General features: G+C 69.6%; 15 protein-coding genes and 1 other RNA gene. 11 read left to right on the top strand and 5 right to left on the bottom strand.

Annotation, left to right across the window (positions count from 1 at the left end):
- Positions 1-55: 55 nt before the first annotated feature.
- Both ACFXGJ_RS12970 and ACFXGJ_RS12965 read left to right on the top strand, forming a co-directional pair.
- On the top strand, positions 56-1,255 hold the full coding sequence (locus tag ACFXGJ_RS12970) for a sensor histidine kinase (RefSeq protein ID WP_378620075.1): 1,200 nt from the start codon (positions 56-58) through the stop codon (positions 1,253-1,255).
- Complete coding sequence (locus tag ACFXGJ_RS12965) at positions 1,252-1,902, top strand: response regulator (RefSeq protein ID WP_378620072.1); 651 nt, start codon at positions 1,252-1,254, stop codon at positions 1,900-1,902. Before ACFXGJ_RS12970 ends, ACFXGJ_RS12965 begins: the two co-directional genes overlap by 4 nt.
- Here ACFXGJ_RS12965 and ACFXGJ_RS12960 read toward each other — a convergent pair.
- Positions 1,890-3,404, bottom strand: a complete 1,515-nt coding sequence (locus ACFXGJ_RS12960) for a multicopper oxidase family protein (RefSeq protein ID WP_378620069.1) — start codon at positions 3,402-3,404, stop codon at positions 1,890-1,892. The two genes, ACFXGJ_RS12965 and ACFXGJ_RS12960, sit on opposite strands and share 13 nt — an antisense overlap.
- 164 nt (positions 3,405-3,568) lie before the next feature.
- Between ACFXGJ_RS12960 and ACFXGJ_RS12955 the strand changes: the two genes are divergently transcribed.
- Positions 3,569-3,937 (top strand): DUF1304 domain-containing protein, encoded by a 369-nt coding sequence (locus ACFXGJ_RS12955; RefSeq protein WP_378620067.1) that lies wholly within the window; start codon positions 3,569-3,571, stop codon positions 3,935-3,937.
- On the opposite strand, the gene hisN is transcribed toward ACFXGJ_RS12955, so the two are convergent.
- Complete coding sequence (gene hisN / locus ACFXGJ_RS12950; RefSeq protein WP_378620064.1) at positions 3,934-4,728, bottom strand: histidinol-phosphatase; 795 nt, start codon at positions 4,726-4,728, stop codon at positions 3,934-3,936. The two genes, ACFXGJ_RS12955 and hisN, sit on opposite strands and share 4 nt — an antisense overlap.
- Before the next feature lie 11 nt (positions 4,729-4,739).
- Entirely contained in the window at positions 4,740-5,234 is a 495-nt protein-coding gene (locus tag ACFXGJ_RS12945; protein ID WP_378620062.1) for a beta-class carbonic anhydrase, read from the bottom strand.
- Between the two features lie 143 nt (positions 5,235-5,377).
- Between ACFXGJ_RS12945 and prfB the strand changes: the two genes are divergently transcribed.
- The 7 genes from prfB (at position 5,378) to ACFXGJ_RS12910 (ending at position 10,928) form a co-directional block, all read left to right on the top strand.
- On the top strand, positions 5,378-6,481 hold the full coding sequence (prfB, locus tag ACFXGJ_RS12940; protein ID WP_378422711.1) for a peptide chain release factor 2: 1,104 nt from the start codon (positions 5,378-5,380) through the stop codon (positions 6,479-6,481).
- Complete coding sequence (locus tag ACFXGJ_RS12935; RefSeq protein WP_378620059.1) at positions 6,482-7,375, top strand: mechanosensitive ion channel family protein; 894 nt, start codon at positions 6,482-6,484, stop codon at positions 7,373-7,375. It begins immediately after the preceding gene.
- Positions 7,375-7,809 carry a hypothetical protein gene (locus ACFXGJ_RS12930; protein WP_378620057.1) on the top strand — a complete coding sequence of 145 codons (435 nt, stop codon included), beginning with the start codon at positions 7,375-7,377 and terminating at the stop codon, positions 7,807-7,809. Before ACFXGJ_RS12935 ends, ACFXGJ_RS12930 begins: the two co-directional genes overlap by 1 nt.
- Before the next feature lie 66 nt (positions 7,810-7,875).
- Entirely contained in the window at positions 7,876-8,565 is a 690-nt protein-coding gene (gene ftsE / locus ACFXGJ_RS12925) for a cell division ATP-binding protein FtsE (RefSeq protein WP_378422717.1), read from the top strand.
- A gap of 51 nt (positions 8,566-8,616) precedes the next feature.
- Positions 8,617-9,522, top strand: coding sequence for a permease-like cell division protein FtsX (gene ftsX / locus ACFXGJ_RS12920; RefSeq protein ID WP_378620053.1), 906 nt, complete (start codon positions 8,617-8,619; stop codon positions 9,520-9,522).
- Between the two features lie 72 nt (positions 9,523-9,594).
- Complete coding sequence (smpB, locus tag ACFXGJ_RS12915; RefSeq protein ID WP_142096856.1) at positions 9,595-10,071, top strand: SsrA-binding protein SmpB; 477 nt, start codon at positions 9,595-9,597, stop codon at positions 10,069-10,071.
- On the top strand, positions 10,068-10,928 hold the full coding sequence (locus tag ACFXGJ_RS12910; protein ID WP_378620138.1) for an EamA family transporter: 861 nt from the start codon (positions 10,068-10,070) through the stop codon (positions 10,926-10,928). The genes smpB and ACFXGJ_RS12910 overlap by 4 nt, the downstream gene beginning before the upstream one ends.
- On the opposite strand, the gene ACFXGJ_RS12905 is transcribed toward ACFXGJ_RS12910, so the two are convergent.
- Together ACFXGJ_RS12905 and ACFXGJ_RS12900 are read right to left on the bottom strand one after the other, a co-directional pair.
- A complete protein-coding gene (locus ACFXGJ_RS12905; RefSeq protein WP_378620048.1) occupies positions 10,925-12,964 on the bottom strand; it encodes an elongation factor G-like protein EF-G2 in 2,040 nt (679 codons plus the stop codon). The genes ACFXGJ_RS12910 and ACFXGJ_RS12905 overlap by 4 nt on opposite strands.
- Positions 12,965-13,065: 101 nt before the next feature.
- Positions 13,066-15,183, bottom strand: coding sequence for a membrane dipeptidase (locus tag ACFXGJ_RS12900; RefSeq protein WP_378620046.1), 2,118 nt, complete (start codon positions 15,181-15,183; stop codon positions 13,066-13,068).
- A gap of 160 nt (positions 15,184-15,343) precedes the next feature.
- Here ACFXGJ_RS12900 and ssrA point away from each other — a divergent pair.
- Positions 15,344-15,714: a transfer-messenger RNA gene (gene ssrA, locus ACFXGJ_RS12895) on the top strand.
- Positions 15,715-15,743: the final 29 nt, after the last annotated feature.

Genomic DNA, 15,743 nt, shown 5'->3' with positions numbered 1-15,743 from the left:
CGGTCTCCTCCCGGAGCAGGAGGTTCCCGGTGCGCGATTCACCTACCGTTGGGTGGTGACCAGGATTCGCTCCGCCCGCAACGCACGACTGCTGGTGCGGTGCGCGCCGCTCGTCCTGGTCCCGATTCTGCTGCTGGCGAGCACGTATCCGGGTGAATACCGGGTGCCGGCGGGCTACTGGGTGCTCGCGATGACGGCCGCGGCCGTGTTCGTGGTGGGCGACCGGTGGCCGTTGGCGGTGTCGATCGCGGAGTCGGCGCTGGCGGTACCGATGTTCGCGGCGCACGCCTGGGGGCTGTCCGGCCTCGTCCCGTACCTCGGCGCGGTCGCGCTGGCCGAGCTCACGATGCGAGATCGACGGACCGGGGCCGTGGTCGTCGCCGCGGGGTGCTGGACGCTCGCGGTGGTCGCCGGAATCTGGTTCGACAACTATTCGGGCTTCTGGCGTGCCGCCACCGCCGTCGCGACGGTGGCGTACGTCGGGTTGCCACTCCTGCTGGGGCTGTACCTGCGTGCGCAGCGGGATCTCGCGACGACCTTCCGCGCGCAGGCCGCGGTGGCCGAGTCGCGCCGGGCCGAGGCGGCCGTGCACGCGCGGGTCGTCGAACGCAGCGCGGTCGCCCGCGAACTGCACGACCTGGTCGCGCACCACATGGCCTCGATCGTGCTGCGGATCGGGGTGGCGCGGCACGTGCTCGCGGATGCCGACCCACGCGTCCAGGACGTGCTCGACGACGTGCACGCCACCGCGTCCGACGCGCTGGGCGACATCCGACGGCTGCTCGTCGCGCTGCGTGATCCGGCGCTCGGTGAGGTCGCGCTCGTCGAATCCGACGCCGTGCGGACCGAGATCGACGCCGCGGTCGAGCGGACCCGCGCGGCCGGTTTCGTCGTCACCCCGGAGGTGGATCCCGATCTCGGCGGTCTGGACGCGATCGGGCGGCTGACCCTGTTGCGGGTCGTGCAGGAGTCGCTGACCAATGTGATGAAGCACGGGGACCCGACCGGCGAGGTGCTCCTCGCCGTGCAGCGACGCAGCGCCGGCATCGCCGTGCGGATCACCAATGCCGTTCGCGGCGAGGGACCGTCGAACCCGGACGGTCACGGCATCCTCGGGATGGGCGAGCGGGTCGAACTCGTCGGCGGAACCCTCGACGTGGGCGCCGCCGACCGCGGGTGGGAGGTCGACGCCTGGCTGCCCGCGGGCGTGGTCGCGCCGGCCCACGAGCGCGCGAGCAGGGACGGCGACCGATGATCCGCCTGGTGATCGCCGACGACCAGCGTCTCGTCCGGGCCGGACTCGCGATGCTGTGCGAGTCCACCGGCGACCTCGACGTCGTCGGTGAGGCGTCGAACGGGGCCGAGGCCGTCCGGCTGGCCGCCGAGCTGTCACCGGACCTGGTCCTGATGGACCTGCGGATGCCGGGACTGGACGGCATCGAGGCGACCCGGCAGATCCGGGCGGCCGGATCGGGCGCGAAGGTGCTGGTGCTGACCACCTTCGACGACGACGATCACCTCTACCCCGCGCTGGCGGCGGGCGCGGCGGGCTTCCTGGTCAAGGACACCGCGCCCACCGACCTGCTGAGCGCGATCCGCCGAACGGTGGACGGGGACATGCTGTTCTCGCCCGCCGTGCTGCGCCGGGTGGTCGAGCGCGCCCTCGACACGAACCCGGCAGCGGTGGCGGATGCTCCGGCGGTGGCGTTGACCGGGCGCGAGAACGAGGTGCTCGCACTGGTCGGGGAGGGGCTGAGCAACCAGGAGATCGCCGACCGACTGCATCTCGGGGTCACCACGGTCAAGACGCACGTCGCCAACCTGATGGACAAGACGGGGTGCGACAACCGGGTGCGGCTTGCGGTGTTCTGGCACCGGCACGGCGGGCGTCAACCCGAGTGACCGCCGTGCCCGCCGCCGGTGGGCGCTGTTGCAGGCGGGGCGGGGCGTTGTCCCGGCTCGACGACGAGGAACTGCCCCATCATGCCCTGGTCCTCGTGCATCAACAGGTGGCAGTGGTACATGTACGGGATCGTGGGGTCGGTGTGTTCGGTGAAGCGCAGCGCCAGCCGGATCCGTTGCCCCGGAGGGGTGTACACGGTGTCCTTCCAGCCGGCCAGTTCCGGTGGCGGCGAGGCCCCGTCGATGTCGACGATCCGGAACTGCGCGTCGTGGACGTGGAAGTTGTGCGGCCAGTTGTCGACGTTGCGGACCGTCCAGATCTCCGTGGTGTCGACGGTGGCGGAGAAGTCGATGCGGTTCATGTCCATCCGGGTGTTGTTGATCATGAACCACCGCAGTTCGAAGTCACGCTCGGCCGCCGCGCCGGACGGATCGACCGGGTCGAGGGCGGCGAGCGACGCGGGAATCGCGGGGGAGGCGTCCGGACTCCGGCCCTGTCGCAGTTCGAGGACGTCGAAGCTGTCCGCGACACCGAAGCCGGCGGCGTCTCCCGCGGGCAGCCCGGCTCGGTCCTCGAACGGGTGGGTCCGCAACAGCGCCGACGCCCCGGCGGCCACCGCGACCACGATCTCCACCCGCTCGCCGGGACTGACCCGAATCCGGGTGAGCGCCACCGGTGCGGCGAGCAGTCCGCCGTCGGTCGCCACCAGATGGAACTGCCGGTCGTCGGAGAATCCCAGGTTGTACATCCGCCCGGACGAGCCGTTGAGGATGCGCAGGCGGACCCGCTGCGTGGTGACCGGCAGGTAGGCGCCCGCGATTCCGTTGGTGACCAGCGTGTCCCCCAGCAGGCCGACGTCGGTCGAGTCGGACTCGTCGAGCGACCCGTCGGCGGTGAACCGCTTGTCCTGGATGATCAACGGAATGTCGTCCACGCCGTAGGTCTTGGGCAGGTCCGCGGAGTCGGTCACCTCGTCGTCGACGAGGAAGAGTCCGGCCAGACCCCGGTAGACGTGCTTCTCGGTGCTGCCGTGCGGATGCGGGTGGTACCAGAGCGTGGCGCCCGGCTGGTTCACCGTCCAGGCCGGCTGCCAACGCGCGCCGGGCTCGATGCTCTGGTGCGGTCCGCCGTCGAAGCGGGCGGGCACGTGCATTCCGTGCCAGTGCACCGTGGTGGGCTCCGGCAGCGTGTTGTCGACGGTGAACGACACCTGCTCGCCGCGCCGGGCACGGATGGTCGGGCCCAGAATCGACCCGTTGAATCCCCATGTCGGCGTGGACTTCCCGGCGACGATCTCGGCGGTTCCGACACCTGCCCGCAGCGTGAAGTGTCGGGTGCCCGATGCGTCGACGGTCGCGGTGGCGAGCGGCGGGATGGGCAACCGACGGGCGGCGCCCGAGACGCCGACCGGGTTCGACTGTCCGAGAGCACATCCGGCGGTCAGTGCGATCGGGGTGGCGGCCAGTCCGAACAGGAATGACCGCCGGGAGATGTCGTGCATGGTGCTCCTCGAGACGTCGGCGCTGTCGGTACCGAGTCTTCGCGGGGGCGGGTGGGGAAGGCGTCCGCCCCGGGGCCGGAGTCCGGGGCGAGCAGGTCCTTCGTCCGGGCCTTGTGGTGACGGTTCCGCTGTGCTAACTACCGCGCGCGTGGCATCGTTTCCTCATGCCGGTCATCGCGCAGGTCCTCGCTGGAATCGCCGCGGCGCTGCACGTCGTGATCTTCGGAATGGAGAGCCTGTGGTGGAGCAGGCCGCAGGTGTGGAAACGCTTCGGGCTCACCAGCCAGGCCGACGCCGACGTCGCCCGTCCGCTGGCCTTCAACCAGGGGTTCTACAACCTCTTCCTGGCGATCGGCATAGCGGTGGGTCTCGTGGTCGGTGGTGTCGCCGGCCACGCGATCGTGGTCTTCTGCTGCGTGAGCATCGTCGGCGCCGCGCTCGTGCTGGCGTCGACCGGACCGAAGTACCTGCGGCCCGCGATCGTGCAGGGCGTCACGCCGCTACTGGCGTTGATCACCGCCGCGATCTTCTAGCCGCGGCGGGTCCCCAGGAGGTCGAGGACCTGCTCGTGCAGCAGTCCGTTGGTCGCGACAGCGCTGCCGCCGTGCGGACCCGCGCCGCCGTCCAGCGCGGTGAACCGGCCGCCGGCCTCCCGGACCAACAGGTCGAGCGGGGCCAGGTCCCACAGCGAGACCTCCGGCTCGGCGGCGATCTCGAGGGTGCCCTCCGCCAGCAGGCAGTAGGAGAAGAAGTCGCCGTAGCCGCGCACCCGCCACACGGCGTCGGTGAGGTCGAGGAACCGGTCCCGGATGCCGCGGTCGCGCCACCCGCTCAGGCTCGAGAAGCTCAGGCTCGCCGATTCGAGGCGGTCGACGGCGGACACCGAGATCCGTCTCGGCTCGCCGCCGTCGAACGACGCGAAGGCGCCGGCCCCGCCGGACGCCCACCAACGCCGGGAGAGCGCCGGCGCGCTGACCACACCGACCACCGGAACGCCGTCCTCGAGCAGTGCGATCAGCGTCGCCCAGACCGGTACCCCGCGCACGAAGTTCTTGGTGCCGTCGATCGGATCGATCACCCACTGCCGACCCTGGAACGACGCGTCACCGCCGAACTCCTCGCCGAGCACCGCGTCCGCGGGCCGGGCGTCGGTCAGTACCGCGCGCGCCGCGCGCTCCACGGCGAGGTCCGCGTCCGAGACCGGAGTGAGGTCGGGCTTGTCGTCGACCACCAGGTCGAGCGCACCGAATCGTGCCCTGGTGATCGCGTCGGCTTCGTCGGCGATTCGGAGGGCGAGGGCGAGGTCGGCTGCGCGGTCGGTCACGGACACAGACACTACCGGCGCGTCACCTCGGTGAGCGCCCCGGTCGCGACGTCGAACACGAACCCGCGCAGCGACGTCGTCGCGGTGACGAAGGGACTCGTCTCGATCCGTCGCAGCGACTGGCGCACGTCCTCCTCGAGGTCGCCGAACGACTCCGGGGACCACGACGGCTTGATGCCGGTCTCGTCCTGAATCGACCTCTTGAAGGCGTCGTCGGTGAAGGTGAGCATGCCGCAGTCGGTGTGGTGGATGAGGATGATCTCGGTGGTGCCGAGCAGTCGCTGACTGATCGCCAGCGACCGGATCTCGTCGTCGGTGACCACGCCCCCGGCGTTGCGGATCACGTGTGCCTCGCCGTCTCGGAGTCCGAGAAGCCGGTACACGTCCAGCCGCGCGTCCATGCACGCGAGCACCGCGACGTGCCGGCTCGGCGGCAGCGGCAGGGGCCCGCGGAAGGTCTTGGCGTACTCGGCGTTGTTTCGCAGGTATTCGTCGGTCACGGTCATGATGGCTCCCGTCCGGTCGGTGTCACTTCCATGCAACGCGGGGACACCGGGTCGGGCAAGGTTTCGGCTCCGGTCGATCGCAATGATCGGATGCGCGCGGGCGCAGCCTGGGGCGGGCGGCGGACCCGGTAACCTTGACTCTTGTGCATCCCGACGTTTCCGCTGACCTCGCCGAGCTCGACACCACTCTGACCACCGTCGAGGCGGTGTTGGACGTCGAGGAGCTGCGCCGCCGTATCGACGAGCTCGAGCATCAGGCGGCGGATCCGGACCTGTGGAACAACCAGGACCACGCCCAGCAGGTCACCAGCGCGCTCTCGCACGCGCAGGCCGAACTGCGGCGCGTCGTGGACCTGCGCTCGCGCCTCGAGGACATGTCGGTGCTCTACGAGCTCGCCGAGGAGGAGGGCGCCGAGGCGGTCGCCGACGCCGACGCCGAGCGGACCAGCCTGCGCACCGACATCGAGGCGATGGAAGTCAAGACCATGCTGTCGGGGGAGTACGACCCGCGTGACGCGCTGGTCAACATCCGGTCCGGTGCGGGCGGCGTGGACGCGGCCGACTGGGCCGAGATGCTGATGCGGATGTACATCCGCTGGGCCGAGAAGCACGGCTACGGCGTCGAGGTCTACGACACCTCCTACGCCGAGGAGGCCGGCATCAAGTCGGCGACCTTCGCGGTCAAGGCGCCGTACGCGTACGGCACCCTCTCCATCGAGATGGGCACCCACCGGCTCGTGCGGATCAGCCCGTTCGACAACCAGGGTCGCCGCCAGACCTCGTTCGCCGAGGTCGAGGTGCTGCCCGTCGTCGAGACCACCGACCACATCGACATCGACGAGAACGATGTCCGGGTCGACGTGTACCGCTCGTCCGGACCCGGCGGACAGTCCGTCAACACCACCGACTCCGCCGTGCGTCTGACGCACGTGCCGACCGGCATCGTGGTGACCTGTCAGAACGAGAAGTCGCAGCTGCAGAACAAGGTGTCCGCCATGCGGGTGCTCCAGGCCAAGCTGCTCGAGCGCAAGCGCCAGGAGGAGCGGGCCGAGATGGACGCGCTCAAGGGCGACGGCGGCAGTTCCTGGGGCAACCAGATGCGCTCCTACGTGCTGCACCCGTACCAGATGGTCAAGGACCTGCGGACCGAGTACGAGGTGAACAACCCGTCCGCAGTGCTCGACGGCGACCTCGACGGGTTCATCGAGTCCGGCATCCGTTGGCGAATGCGCGGAGAGCAGGACTAGTTGACCGTCGTCGCGCTCGGGTGGGGCGCCGAGTCCAACTTCGAAACGTGGCTGCGCTCGAGCGGCCTCGAGATCGTGTTGTACGTGCTCGGCGGGCTGCTCGCGGGCAGGTTCCTGAGCTGGATCGGCAACACGATCACCGACCGGATCGACCTCAATTACAAGGAGGGCGACGCGCTGGTCCGGTCGGAGACGACCAAGCACCGGCACGCCCTCGCACAGGTCATCACCTGGGTGCTCATCACCATCGTGTACACCCTGGTGACCATCGAGGTGCTGCAGCGACTCGGCTTCGCGGTCAGCAGCCTGGTCGCGCCGGCGACGGTGCTCGGTGCCGCCCTCGGCTTCGGCGCGCAGCGCGTGGTGCAGGACATCCTCGCGGGCTTCTTCATCATCGCCGAGCGTCAGTACGGTTTCGGTGACGTGGTGCGGATCGCGATCACCGGCTCCGGTGACGATGCGTACGGAACCGTCGAGGACGTCACTCTGCGGGTCACCCGGCTGCGCTCGTCCGACGGCGAGGTGATCACCGTGCCGAACGGTCAGATCGTCAAGGCGGTCAATCTGTCCAAGGACTGGGCGCGTGCGGTCGTCGACGTGCCCGTCCCGACGACGGTCGACATCAACCATGTCAACGACGTGCTGCGGGAGGTCGGCCGGGACGCGTTCGCGGACCTCGACCTCGAGCCGTTGCTGCTCGACGAGCCGTCGGTGATGGGTGTCGAATCCCTCGAACTGGAGACCGTGAACATCCGGATGGTCGCGCGCACGCTCCCGGGCAAGCAGTTCCAGGTGGGGCGCGAGCTGCGGGTCCGGGTGGCGGCCGCGCTGCGCCGGGAGGGCATCTTCGTCGGCCCCGACCTCGCCGTCGACTCGGAAGGAGGGGAGTCCTGATGGCCGGCCAACGCTGGCGGATGCCGACGAACTGGCGGATGCCGACGAGACTGTTCGGCGGCCGGGTCCGCACGTCGACCGTGTTCCTCGTCCTCGCCTTCCTCGCCACCTCCGTGATCTACGGGTCCGTCAATCCGGAGTCTCCCGCCGGCTCGGAGCAGCCCGCGCCGAGCCAGCAGGCCCCGGCGCCGAGCAGTGCCCCGGCAAGGCAGCCCACCACCAGTTCGCGTCCGACCACCACGCCCCCGACCACCACCACCGCGGCACCGTCGAGTGAGACGGCCGCCGCGACGACCTCGACGACGCCGCCGATGATCGTGCTGCCGCCGGGGTTGCACGTTCCGCCCGGGATCCAGCTGCCGCCGGGGGTGGTGGAGGCGCCGTCCGAGTCCGGCGCGGTGACCACTTCCGCGCCCGCGCCGAGCACGCCCTGACGCCCCGACCTGCGGCCCCACGGTTACCGGCTGGGCACGGTCGGATCACGGCTAGACTGGCGCCTCGTGATCAGCGTGGAGAATGTGTCGAAGTCGTACAAGGCGTCGTCTCGGCCCGCCCTGGACAAGGTGAGCGTCTCGGTCGACAAGGGCGAATTCGTCTTTCTCATCGGTCCGTCCGGGTCCGGGAAGTCCACTTTCATGCGCCTGCTCCTCAAGGAGGAGACCCCGACATCGGGTGAGGTGCACGTGGCGGACTTCCACGTCAATCGGCTCTCCGGCCGGCGGGTGCCGAAGCTGCGGCAGACGGTCGGTTGCGTGTTCCAGGACTTCCGGCTGCTCCAGCAGAAGACGGTCTCGGAGAACGTCGCGTTCGCCCTCGAGGTGATCGGCAAACCGCGCAACATGATCGATCGCACGGTGCCCGAGGTGCTCGACCTCGTCGGACTGTCCGGCAAGGCCGACCGGCTGCCCAGCGAGCTGTCCGGCGGCGAGCAGCAGCGCGTCGCCATCGCGCGGGCGTTCGTGAACCGCCCGCTGGTCCTGCTCGCCGACGAGCCGACCGGCAACCTGGACCCGGACACCAGCGGCGACATCATGCTGCTGCTCGAACGGATCAACCGAACCGGAACCACCGTCTTGATGGCCACCCACGACAACCACATCGTCGACTCGATGCGGCGAAGGGTGGTCGAACTCGACCTCGGACGCGTGGTGCGCGACGAGGCCCGCGGCGTGTACGGCGTGGGGCGCTAGCCGCGACCCGCCCGCCGTCCCGCCCCGACACACGAAGGACAACGACTTCCGATGCGCGCCAGCTTCATCTTCGGCGAGGTTTTCACCGGCCTGCGCCGCAACATCACCATGACGATCGCGATGATCCTGACGACCGCGATCTCGCTCGGACTCTTCGGCGGCGGCCTGCTCGTCGTCCAGATGGCGGGCAAGACGCAGCAGATCTTCCTCGACCGGGTGGAGGTGCAGATCTTCCTCACCGACGACGTGTCGGTCGCGGACCCCGGCTGCACCCAGGACATCTGCAAGGGCCTGCGCAAGGACCTCGAGGACACACCCTCAGTCGTCTCGGTCCAGTACCTCAACCGTGAGGACGCGGTCGCCGACGCCAAGAACCGGGTGTTCAAGGACCAGCCCGAGCTCGCGTCGATGGTCAGCCCCGAGGCGCTGCCGGCCTCGTTCAAGGTCAAGCTGTCCGATGCCGAACGCTTCGGCGTCGTCAACGACGCATTCGCAACCCGGCCGGGCGTGCAGAGCGTGCTCAACCAGCGCGACCTGGTGGAACGACTGTTCAGCGTGCTGAACGGGATCCGCAACGCCGCGTTCGCCATCGCGATCGTGCAGGCGATCGCGTCGATCCTGCTGATCGCGAACATGGTCCAGATCGCCGCGTTCACCCGTCGCACCGAGGTCGGCATCATGCGACTGGTCGGCGCGACCCGGTGGTACACCCAGCTGCCGTTCCTGCTCGAGGCCGTCGTGGCCGCGCTGGTCGGCGCCGGGCTTGCCATCGCCGGACTGTTCACGGCGAAGAGCCTGTTCATCGACGACATGCTCAGCGACGTCTACGACGCGAACATCGTCGCCCGGATCTCGAACAGCGACGTGCTGCTGGTCGCGCCGTTCCTGGCGCTCGTCGGCGTCGGAATGGCCGCGGTGACCGCGTACGTGACGCTGCGTCTGTACGTGCGGGAATAACGAGTTGCCGGGCGAACTATCCTTAGGTACTGGACATTTCTTGTACACCTCAGCGGACTGAAGGGCCCGGACGTGAAGGAAAAGGGCCGCAAGGTCATCGCGAGTAACCGCAAGGCGCGGCACAACTACACCATCATCGACACCTACGAGGCGGGCATCGCGCTGGTCGGCACCGAGGTGAAGAGCCTGCGTGAGGGCAAGGCGTCGCTGGTCGACGCCTTCGCCACCGTCGACGACGGCGAGGTGTGGCTGCGCGGACTGCACATCCCCGAGTACACGCAGGGCAGTTGGACCAACCACTCGCCTCGCCGCACCCGGAAGCTGCTGCTGCACAAGCGCGAGATCGAGCATCTCGTCGGCAAGACCCGGGAGGGCAACCAGACCCTGGTGCCGCTGTCGATGTACTTCTCGGACGGCAAGGTCAAGGTGGAGCTGGCCCTGGCCAAGGGCAAGCAGGACTACGACAAGCGTCAGGACCTGGCCCGGCGGACCGCCGAGCGCGAGGTGACCCGCGAACTGGGCAGGCGGGTCAAGGGCATGAGCCGCTGACGGCGGTCCTGCTCGCGCTGCTCGCCGCCGTCGGTTACGGGGTGAGTGACTTCGTCGGCGGTATCGCCTCCCGCCGGGTGGCCGCCCTGCGGGTGGTGATCGTCTCCTACCCGATCTCGCTGCTGATGGTGCTCGCCGTCGCGCCCCTGGTGGCCGGCGAGCTCACGACCGAGGCGATGCTGTGGGGCGCTGCCTCCGGCGTAGCGGGCGGTCTCGCGGTGTGGTGGTTCTACCTGGCGCTGGCCGACGGCCCGATGTCGGTGGTGTCGCCGTTGACGGCGGTCCTGGTGGCGGGCGTTCCGGTCGCGGTCGGGTTCGTGCTGGGGGAGCGGCCCGGGCCACTCGCCCTGGCCGGGGTGGTGCTCGCCCTGGTCGCAGTGGTGATGGTCAGCCGGGAGACGGCGGAGACCGCGGGCGAGGCGGTCGACGGGCACCGGGTGAGCTTCACCCCGAGGATCGCCTGGCTGACAGTCGGGTCCGGGTTGGCGTTCGCGGTGGCCTTCGTGTGCCTGCACGAGATCGGGGACGGCGGCGGGCTGTGGCCGCTGGCCGCGTCGCGCGCCTCGGCGACGGTCGTGGTGTGGGCGGTGGCGTTGGCGTCCGCGCAGTTCGTCGCGCCGCCGCGCGGGGTGATCCGGCTCGCGCTCCTGATCGCGTTCCTCGACGTGGTCGCGAACGCCGCGATGATGTACGCGTTCTCCGGCGGACTGCTGTCCCTGGTCAGCGTCATCGGATCGCTCTACCCGGCGGCCACCGTGCTGTTGGCGATGACGATGCTCGGCGAGCGGGTCGGCCGGCTGCAACAGCTCGGCATGGTGCTGGCCGTCGCCGCGGTCGCGATGATCGCGGTCGCCTAGGTGTACTGCGCCGCCACCGACGTCGGCATCAGCTCGTATCGCAGGTGCGCCCGCGCGAACTCGGCGGTGCCGTGCGTGAGCGAGCGCAGGTCCACCGGATAGCGGGACAGTTCGATCTCGGGAACCTCGGCGCGCAGCAGTGCCAGTCCCGGCTCGGTGGTCTCGGTTCCGAGCACGTGGCCGCGGCGCGCCGACAGGTCGCTCAACACCGCGCCGAGGTAGTCGTCGGGCAGGATCACCCGCACCGCGGACACCGGTTCGAGCAGTCGGATGTCCGTGTGCGAGGCGGCGTCCCGCAGGGCCAGTGCCGCCGCGGTCTGGAACGCGGAGTCCGAGGAGTCCACCGAGTGTGCCTTGCCGTCGACGAGGGTCACGCGCACGTCGACGAGGGGGTGTCCGGTCGCGACGCCCGCGAGCAGTTGAGTGCGCACCCCCTTCTCGACCGACGGGATGAAGTGTTTGGGCACCGATCCGCCGACGACCCGGACCACGAACTCGAAGCCCTCACCGGTCGGCAGCGGTTCCACCTCGAGATCGCAGATGGCGTACTGGCCGTGGCCGCCGGACTGCTTGACCAGCCTGCCGTGGCCGGACGCGCTGGCACCGAACGTCTCCTGCAGCGCGACCCGGTAGTCGGCGGTGTCGACGTGCACGCCGTGCCGGTTGCGGAGCCGGTCGAGGGTCACCTCGGCGTGCGCCTCGCCGGTGCACCACAACACGATCTGGTGGGTCTGCGGGTTCTGCTCGAGCCGTAGCGCCGGATCCTCGGCGAGGAGCCGGGTCAGCGACTGCGACAGCTTGTCGTCGTCCGCCTTGCTGTGCGCCTCGACCGCGATCGGGAGCAGCGCGGCCGGCTGCGGCCAGGTCGCCAGCGCGGCGGCCGCGCCGTCGTCGGCGAGGGTGTCCCCGATGTGCGCGCTGGCGACCTTCGCCACGCACACCAGGTCGCCGGCGACCGCCTCCGGCACGGGATGCTGCTGTTTGCCGAACGGCCCGCTCAGCGTCGTGATCCGTTCCTCGGTGGGGTCGGCGCGGCCGGGCCCGATCACGTGGACGTGGGTGTCCGGACGCAGGGTGCCCGCGAAGACCCGGATCAGGCTTATCCGGCCGACGTAGGGGTCGCCGGTGACGCGGACGACCTGCGCTGCCAATGGCGCGTCCGGGTCCGCGTCCGGCTGGTCCCCGACGCGATGGGTGGGATCGGGGAACGAGCCCACGATCAGGTCGAGCAGTTCGGCCGAGCCGACGCCGTAGTCGGTCACGGCCAGCGCGGGATGCAGTGTGCAGTCCACGATCTCGTGCCGCAGGCCCTCGGTCAGGGCGTCCTCGTCCAGCGTCTCGCCCGACAGGAAGCGTTCCATCAGGGTGTCGTCCTGGCCGGAGATGGCCTCGACCAGGCTCTCGCGGGCGGCCCCGACCGCCGGTTCCTCGCCGGGCTCGCCGTAGCGTCGGCCGGTCAGCAGATCGACCGAACCACAAGGCCTTCCGTCGGCGTAGACCGGTACGAAGACCGGTCGCAGGGTGTCGGTGCCGAGACCGAAGGCGTCGTGGCACGACGTGAGGATCTCGTCGAAGCTGCTGCGGGCGACGTCCACCTTGGCGACCACGATGGCCCGGGGGATCCCCGCCTCCGCGCACTCGCGCCACAGCGCGCGGGTCGGCGCGGTGACGGGGTCGGTCGCGGAGACGACGAACACGGCGGCGTCGGCGGCGTGCAGTCCGGCGCGCAGTTCCGCGGCGAAGTCGGGATGGCCCGGCGGATCGAGCAGGTTGATCCGCACGTCGTTCCAGTCCAGTGGCAGCGCCGCCAACTGCACCGACCGCTGCTGCTGGTGCTCGATGTCCTCGTAGTCGGAGACGGTGTTGCCGTCCGGGACTCGGCCCGCCTTGCCGATCGCCCCCGCGGTCAGGGCGAGCGACTCGGCGAGGGTGGTCTTGCCGGCGCCGCTGCATCCGATCAGTACGACGTTGCGCAACTGCTGCGGACTCGACACGGACATCAACTGCCCGACTCGGGCCGAGGTGCGGTCGGCCATGGGATCTCCTCCCGATGCGACTTCGCTGACCCATTCTAAGCGGGTCAGGTGGTCGCATCGGCGGGAATGACCGAGGAATGACCTGTCGAGACTGCAAACGGCTACTTGGCGACGCGCTCCCACATCTGCAGGTACGCCTCGGCCCCGCGGCTCATGTCCTCGATGAGCTGGTCGCCGTCGGCGCCCGCCGCGATCTTCATGTCCGCGATCCAGTCCGGGATCATGCCGTACTGGGCCACGCCGTCCTTGTTGAGGTCGAACACCCGCTGGCCGGTCCGTTGCCGGTCCATCACGGTGCCGCCGTCGAACGTCGTGTACGGGTACTGCAGCGGCTCGGTCGCCGCGCTGTCGCGCGGGGCGGCCTGCGGGCCGAAGCCGTTGGTGTCCGCGCCGTAGCCGAAACCGAAGTAGTACTTGTCGCTGCGGGCCTTGCGGGCCTTGCGCCAGGCCTCGACGAAGCCCGGCTCACGGTCGGCCTTCGGGTCCTGTCCGGGCTCGGCCTTCTGCGGTTCGAGCTGGCTGGCGTACAGCGCGACGAACCCGCCGAGCGCGTAGACCCGCTGGTAGAGGAGCGGGTCCGACCAGCTGTGGCTGGAGACCACGCCCGAGTACTTGGCGTCCTCGAGGATCTTCAGGGTGTCCTCGGCGGTTCGGACGCTCATGTGGTCGATGTCGACGATCATGCCGCGGTCCATCATTCCGCGAATCATGTGCTCGCCGAGGGCGGTCAGGCCGCGGGTGTTGCACAGCGGGCCCTGCGGATACACCGGGGTGGTGACGCCGGGCGGCAACGCGGACAGGGCCTCGGCGGGACCGTCGCCGACGCTGAGCAGCGGGTTGTCGTGGGCCGCGCCGGTGCACGGCCCGGCCTCCCAGAACCTGCCGGTGCTGAGGAAGTTGCCGACGTTCACGGCGACGCCCTGCACGGCCGGGTCGAACCGGACGCCGCCGAAGGCGTTGTCGAACTTGTGCGTGACGATCATCTGCCGCACACCCATCGCGTACACCTCGTCGAGGCCGCGGTCGACATCGGCCTCGGAGCACTGCGGGACGTCACCGACGACCTTGCAGCCGAACGGTTCCGACGTCTCGATGCCGATGGTGACGGCGAGCTTGCCCTCGGCCGCGACCTTGCGGACCTGCTCGGGTGAGGACACGATGCGGAACCAGCCGCGGCCCGGCCCGCCGTACTGGGCGTCGATGTAGTCCTGCATCTCGCGGACCTGGGTGGCCTCGGCCCGGATGGTGTCCATGTCGTTGCAGGACCGATTCTTGATCGGGTAGACGTCGCACAGCACCCGGTTGTTGACCAGCAGGTTCGTGAAGATCCGGAGTCCGCCGCGCCACGCACGCTCGACCCACTTGTAGTAGGTCTGCTCGTGGGTGAGCGAGTCGTGGGCGGGCCAGTCCGCGAAGGTCGGCCAGCCGGTGGTGTCGTGTTCCTCGAACGGGCTGCCGTGCGAGATGACGTTCTCGAGCAGGGCCGGCAGTCCGTTGCTGCCGTGGTCCGGGCAGTCCCGCAGTGCGACGGTGATGCCCTGCGGGTCGAAGGGCTTGCCGCAGTGCACCTGTCCGCCGATGAAGAGGTTGGCGTCCAGGTGCACGTGCGCGTCGATGAAGCCGCGCACCTCGCCGTTCGGTCCGGTCCCGGACAGCGGGGCCCCGGTGGCGTTCACCTCGGAGTCGGGGAAGTCGGCGCAGCCCGAGGTCGCGACGAGGGTGAACCGTCCTCCCGTCGGGTCGACGCCCGGGTTGCTCAGCGCCAGCCCGTTCGGGCCGGCGGTCAGCTGGTTGCCGTTGGCGGTGGAGGTGATGGCGTAGGTGCCGTCGGTGTGGGTGAGGGTCCAGTCCGTCGCGGGGGTGGCCTCGCGTGTGGAGACCACCTTCTGGGTGCCGTCCCCGGCGATCATGTCGCCGCCGCGGCCGTAGAACATGAACCGGCCCAACTGGGAGGCGTGCATGCGCAGCGGTTCGGCGTCGCCGACCGCTGGGGCGTCTGCGCGGTAGCCGGCGTCGGCGCGGCGGACGAACTGTCCGGTGGGCTCGGATTCGAGTGCGTAGCAGCCGTTCGCGAGGCCGAAGACCGGGTCGTCGCCGGGGCCGACGGGGGCGGGCGACGGTGCGGAGGCAGCGATCCCGGCCGTCGCTACGGCGAGCGCCAGCGACAGCGACAGCGCGTGAACGAGACGGCGGCGGGTGCGCCGGGCGAGAAGAGTCATGTGCGTCCGTGGTCCCCCGTCGAAACAACTATCCGATTGTGATCGGAAGCGTAGATCATTCTGGACAAATGTCCAGGATTTGGGTCGCGGGAAAACCGGGATGATTTTCCGGCGCGGGGGCGTTACAGTGTGTGGTCCCAGCAGGTTGCTGGGAACGTACGGGGCTGAACGGTTTCGACTTTGTACGTTGAGTCAGGGGAAGCGTGTCGGTGCAGGCAAGAGACCACCGTAAGCGTCGCTGCAAACATATAAGCGCCGATTCCAATCAGCGCGACTACGCTCTCGCTGCCTAAGTAGCGAAGCGTGTCTGTCAGTCCGATCTCGCCCTCGGGTCGGGTACTGGCATCAGCTAGAGGGCTTTACCTACCGGCTCGGTCGCGGAGTCGGACGGGACATCAAACAGTGACTGGGATCGTCATCACGGCTTGTTCGCGAGACCGGGAGATCCAAGTAGAGGCATAGCGAACTGCACACGGAGAAGCCCTGGCGATCCGGCGAAGGACCCGGGTTCAATTCCCGGCAGCTCCACCGAGAACGCGGCGAGGCCCCGGACCACACGG

The sequence above is a fragment of the Rhodococcus sp. NPDC059234 genome, assembly GCF_042754225.1.
In the GTDB taxonomy this organism is placed as follows: Bacteria; Actinomycetota; Actinomycetes; order Mycobacteriales; family Mycobacteriaceae; genus Rhodococcus_G.
The sequence above is the reverse complement of the archived record's forward strand: the minus strand, read 5'-3'. Positions and strand labels throughout refer to the sequence as shown.

Excerpts from the sequence above, each read along its gene's own strand:
- ACFXGJ_RS12965 (WP_378620072.1), top strand. The coding sequence starts at position 1,252 with ATGATCCGCCTGGTGATCGCCGACGACCAGCGTCTCGTCCGGGCCGGA.
- ACFXGJ_RS12960 (WP_378620069.1), bottom strand. The coding sequence starts at position 3,404 with ATGCACGACATCTCCCGGCGGTCATTCCTGTTCGGACTGGCCGCCACC.
- ACFXGJ_RS12955 (WP_378620067.1), top strand. The coding sequence starts at position 3,569 with ATGCCGGTCATCGCGCAGGTCCTCGCTGGAATCGCCGCGGCGCTGCAC.
- ACFXGJ_RS12945 (WP_378620062.1), bottom strand. The coding sequence starts at position 5,234 with ATGACCGTGACCGACGAATACCTGCGAAACAACGCCGAGTACGCCAAG.
- ACFXGJ_RS12930 (WP_378620057.1), top strand. The coding sequence starts at position 7,375 with ATGGCCGGCCAACGCTGGCGGATGCCGACGAACTGGCGGATGCCGACG.
- ftsX (WP_378620053.1), top strand. The coding sequence starts at position 8,617 with ATGCGCGCCAGCTTCATCTTCGGCGAGGTTTTCACCGGCCTGCGCCGC.
- ACFXGJ_RS12905 (WP_378620048.1), bottom strand. The coding sequence starts at position 12,964 with ATGGCCGACCGCACCTCGGCCCGAGTCGGGCAGTTGATGTCCGTGTCG.
- ACFXGJ_RS12900 (WP_378620046.1), bottom strand. The coding sequence starts at position 15,183 with ATGACTCTTCTCGCCCGGCGCACCCGCCGCCGTCTCGTTCACGCGCTG.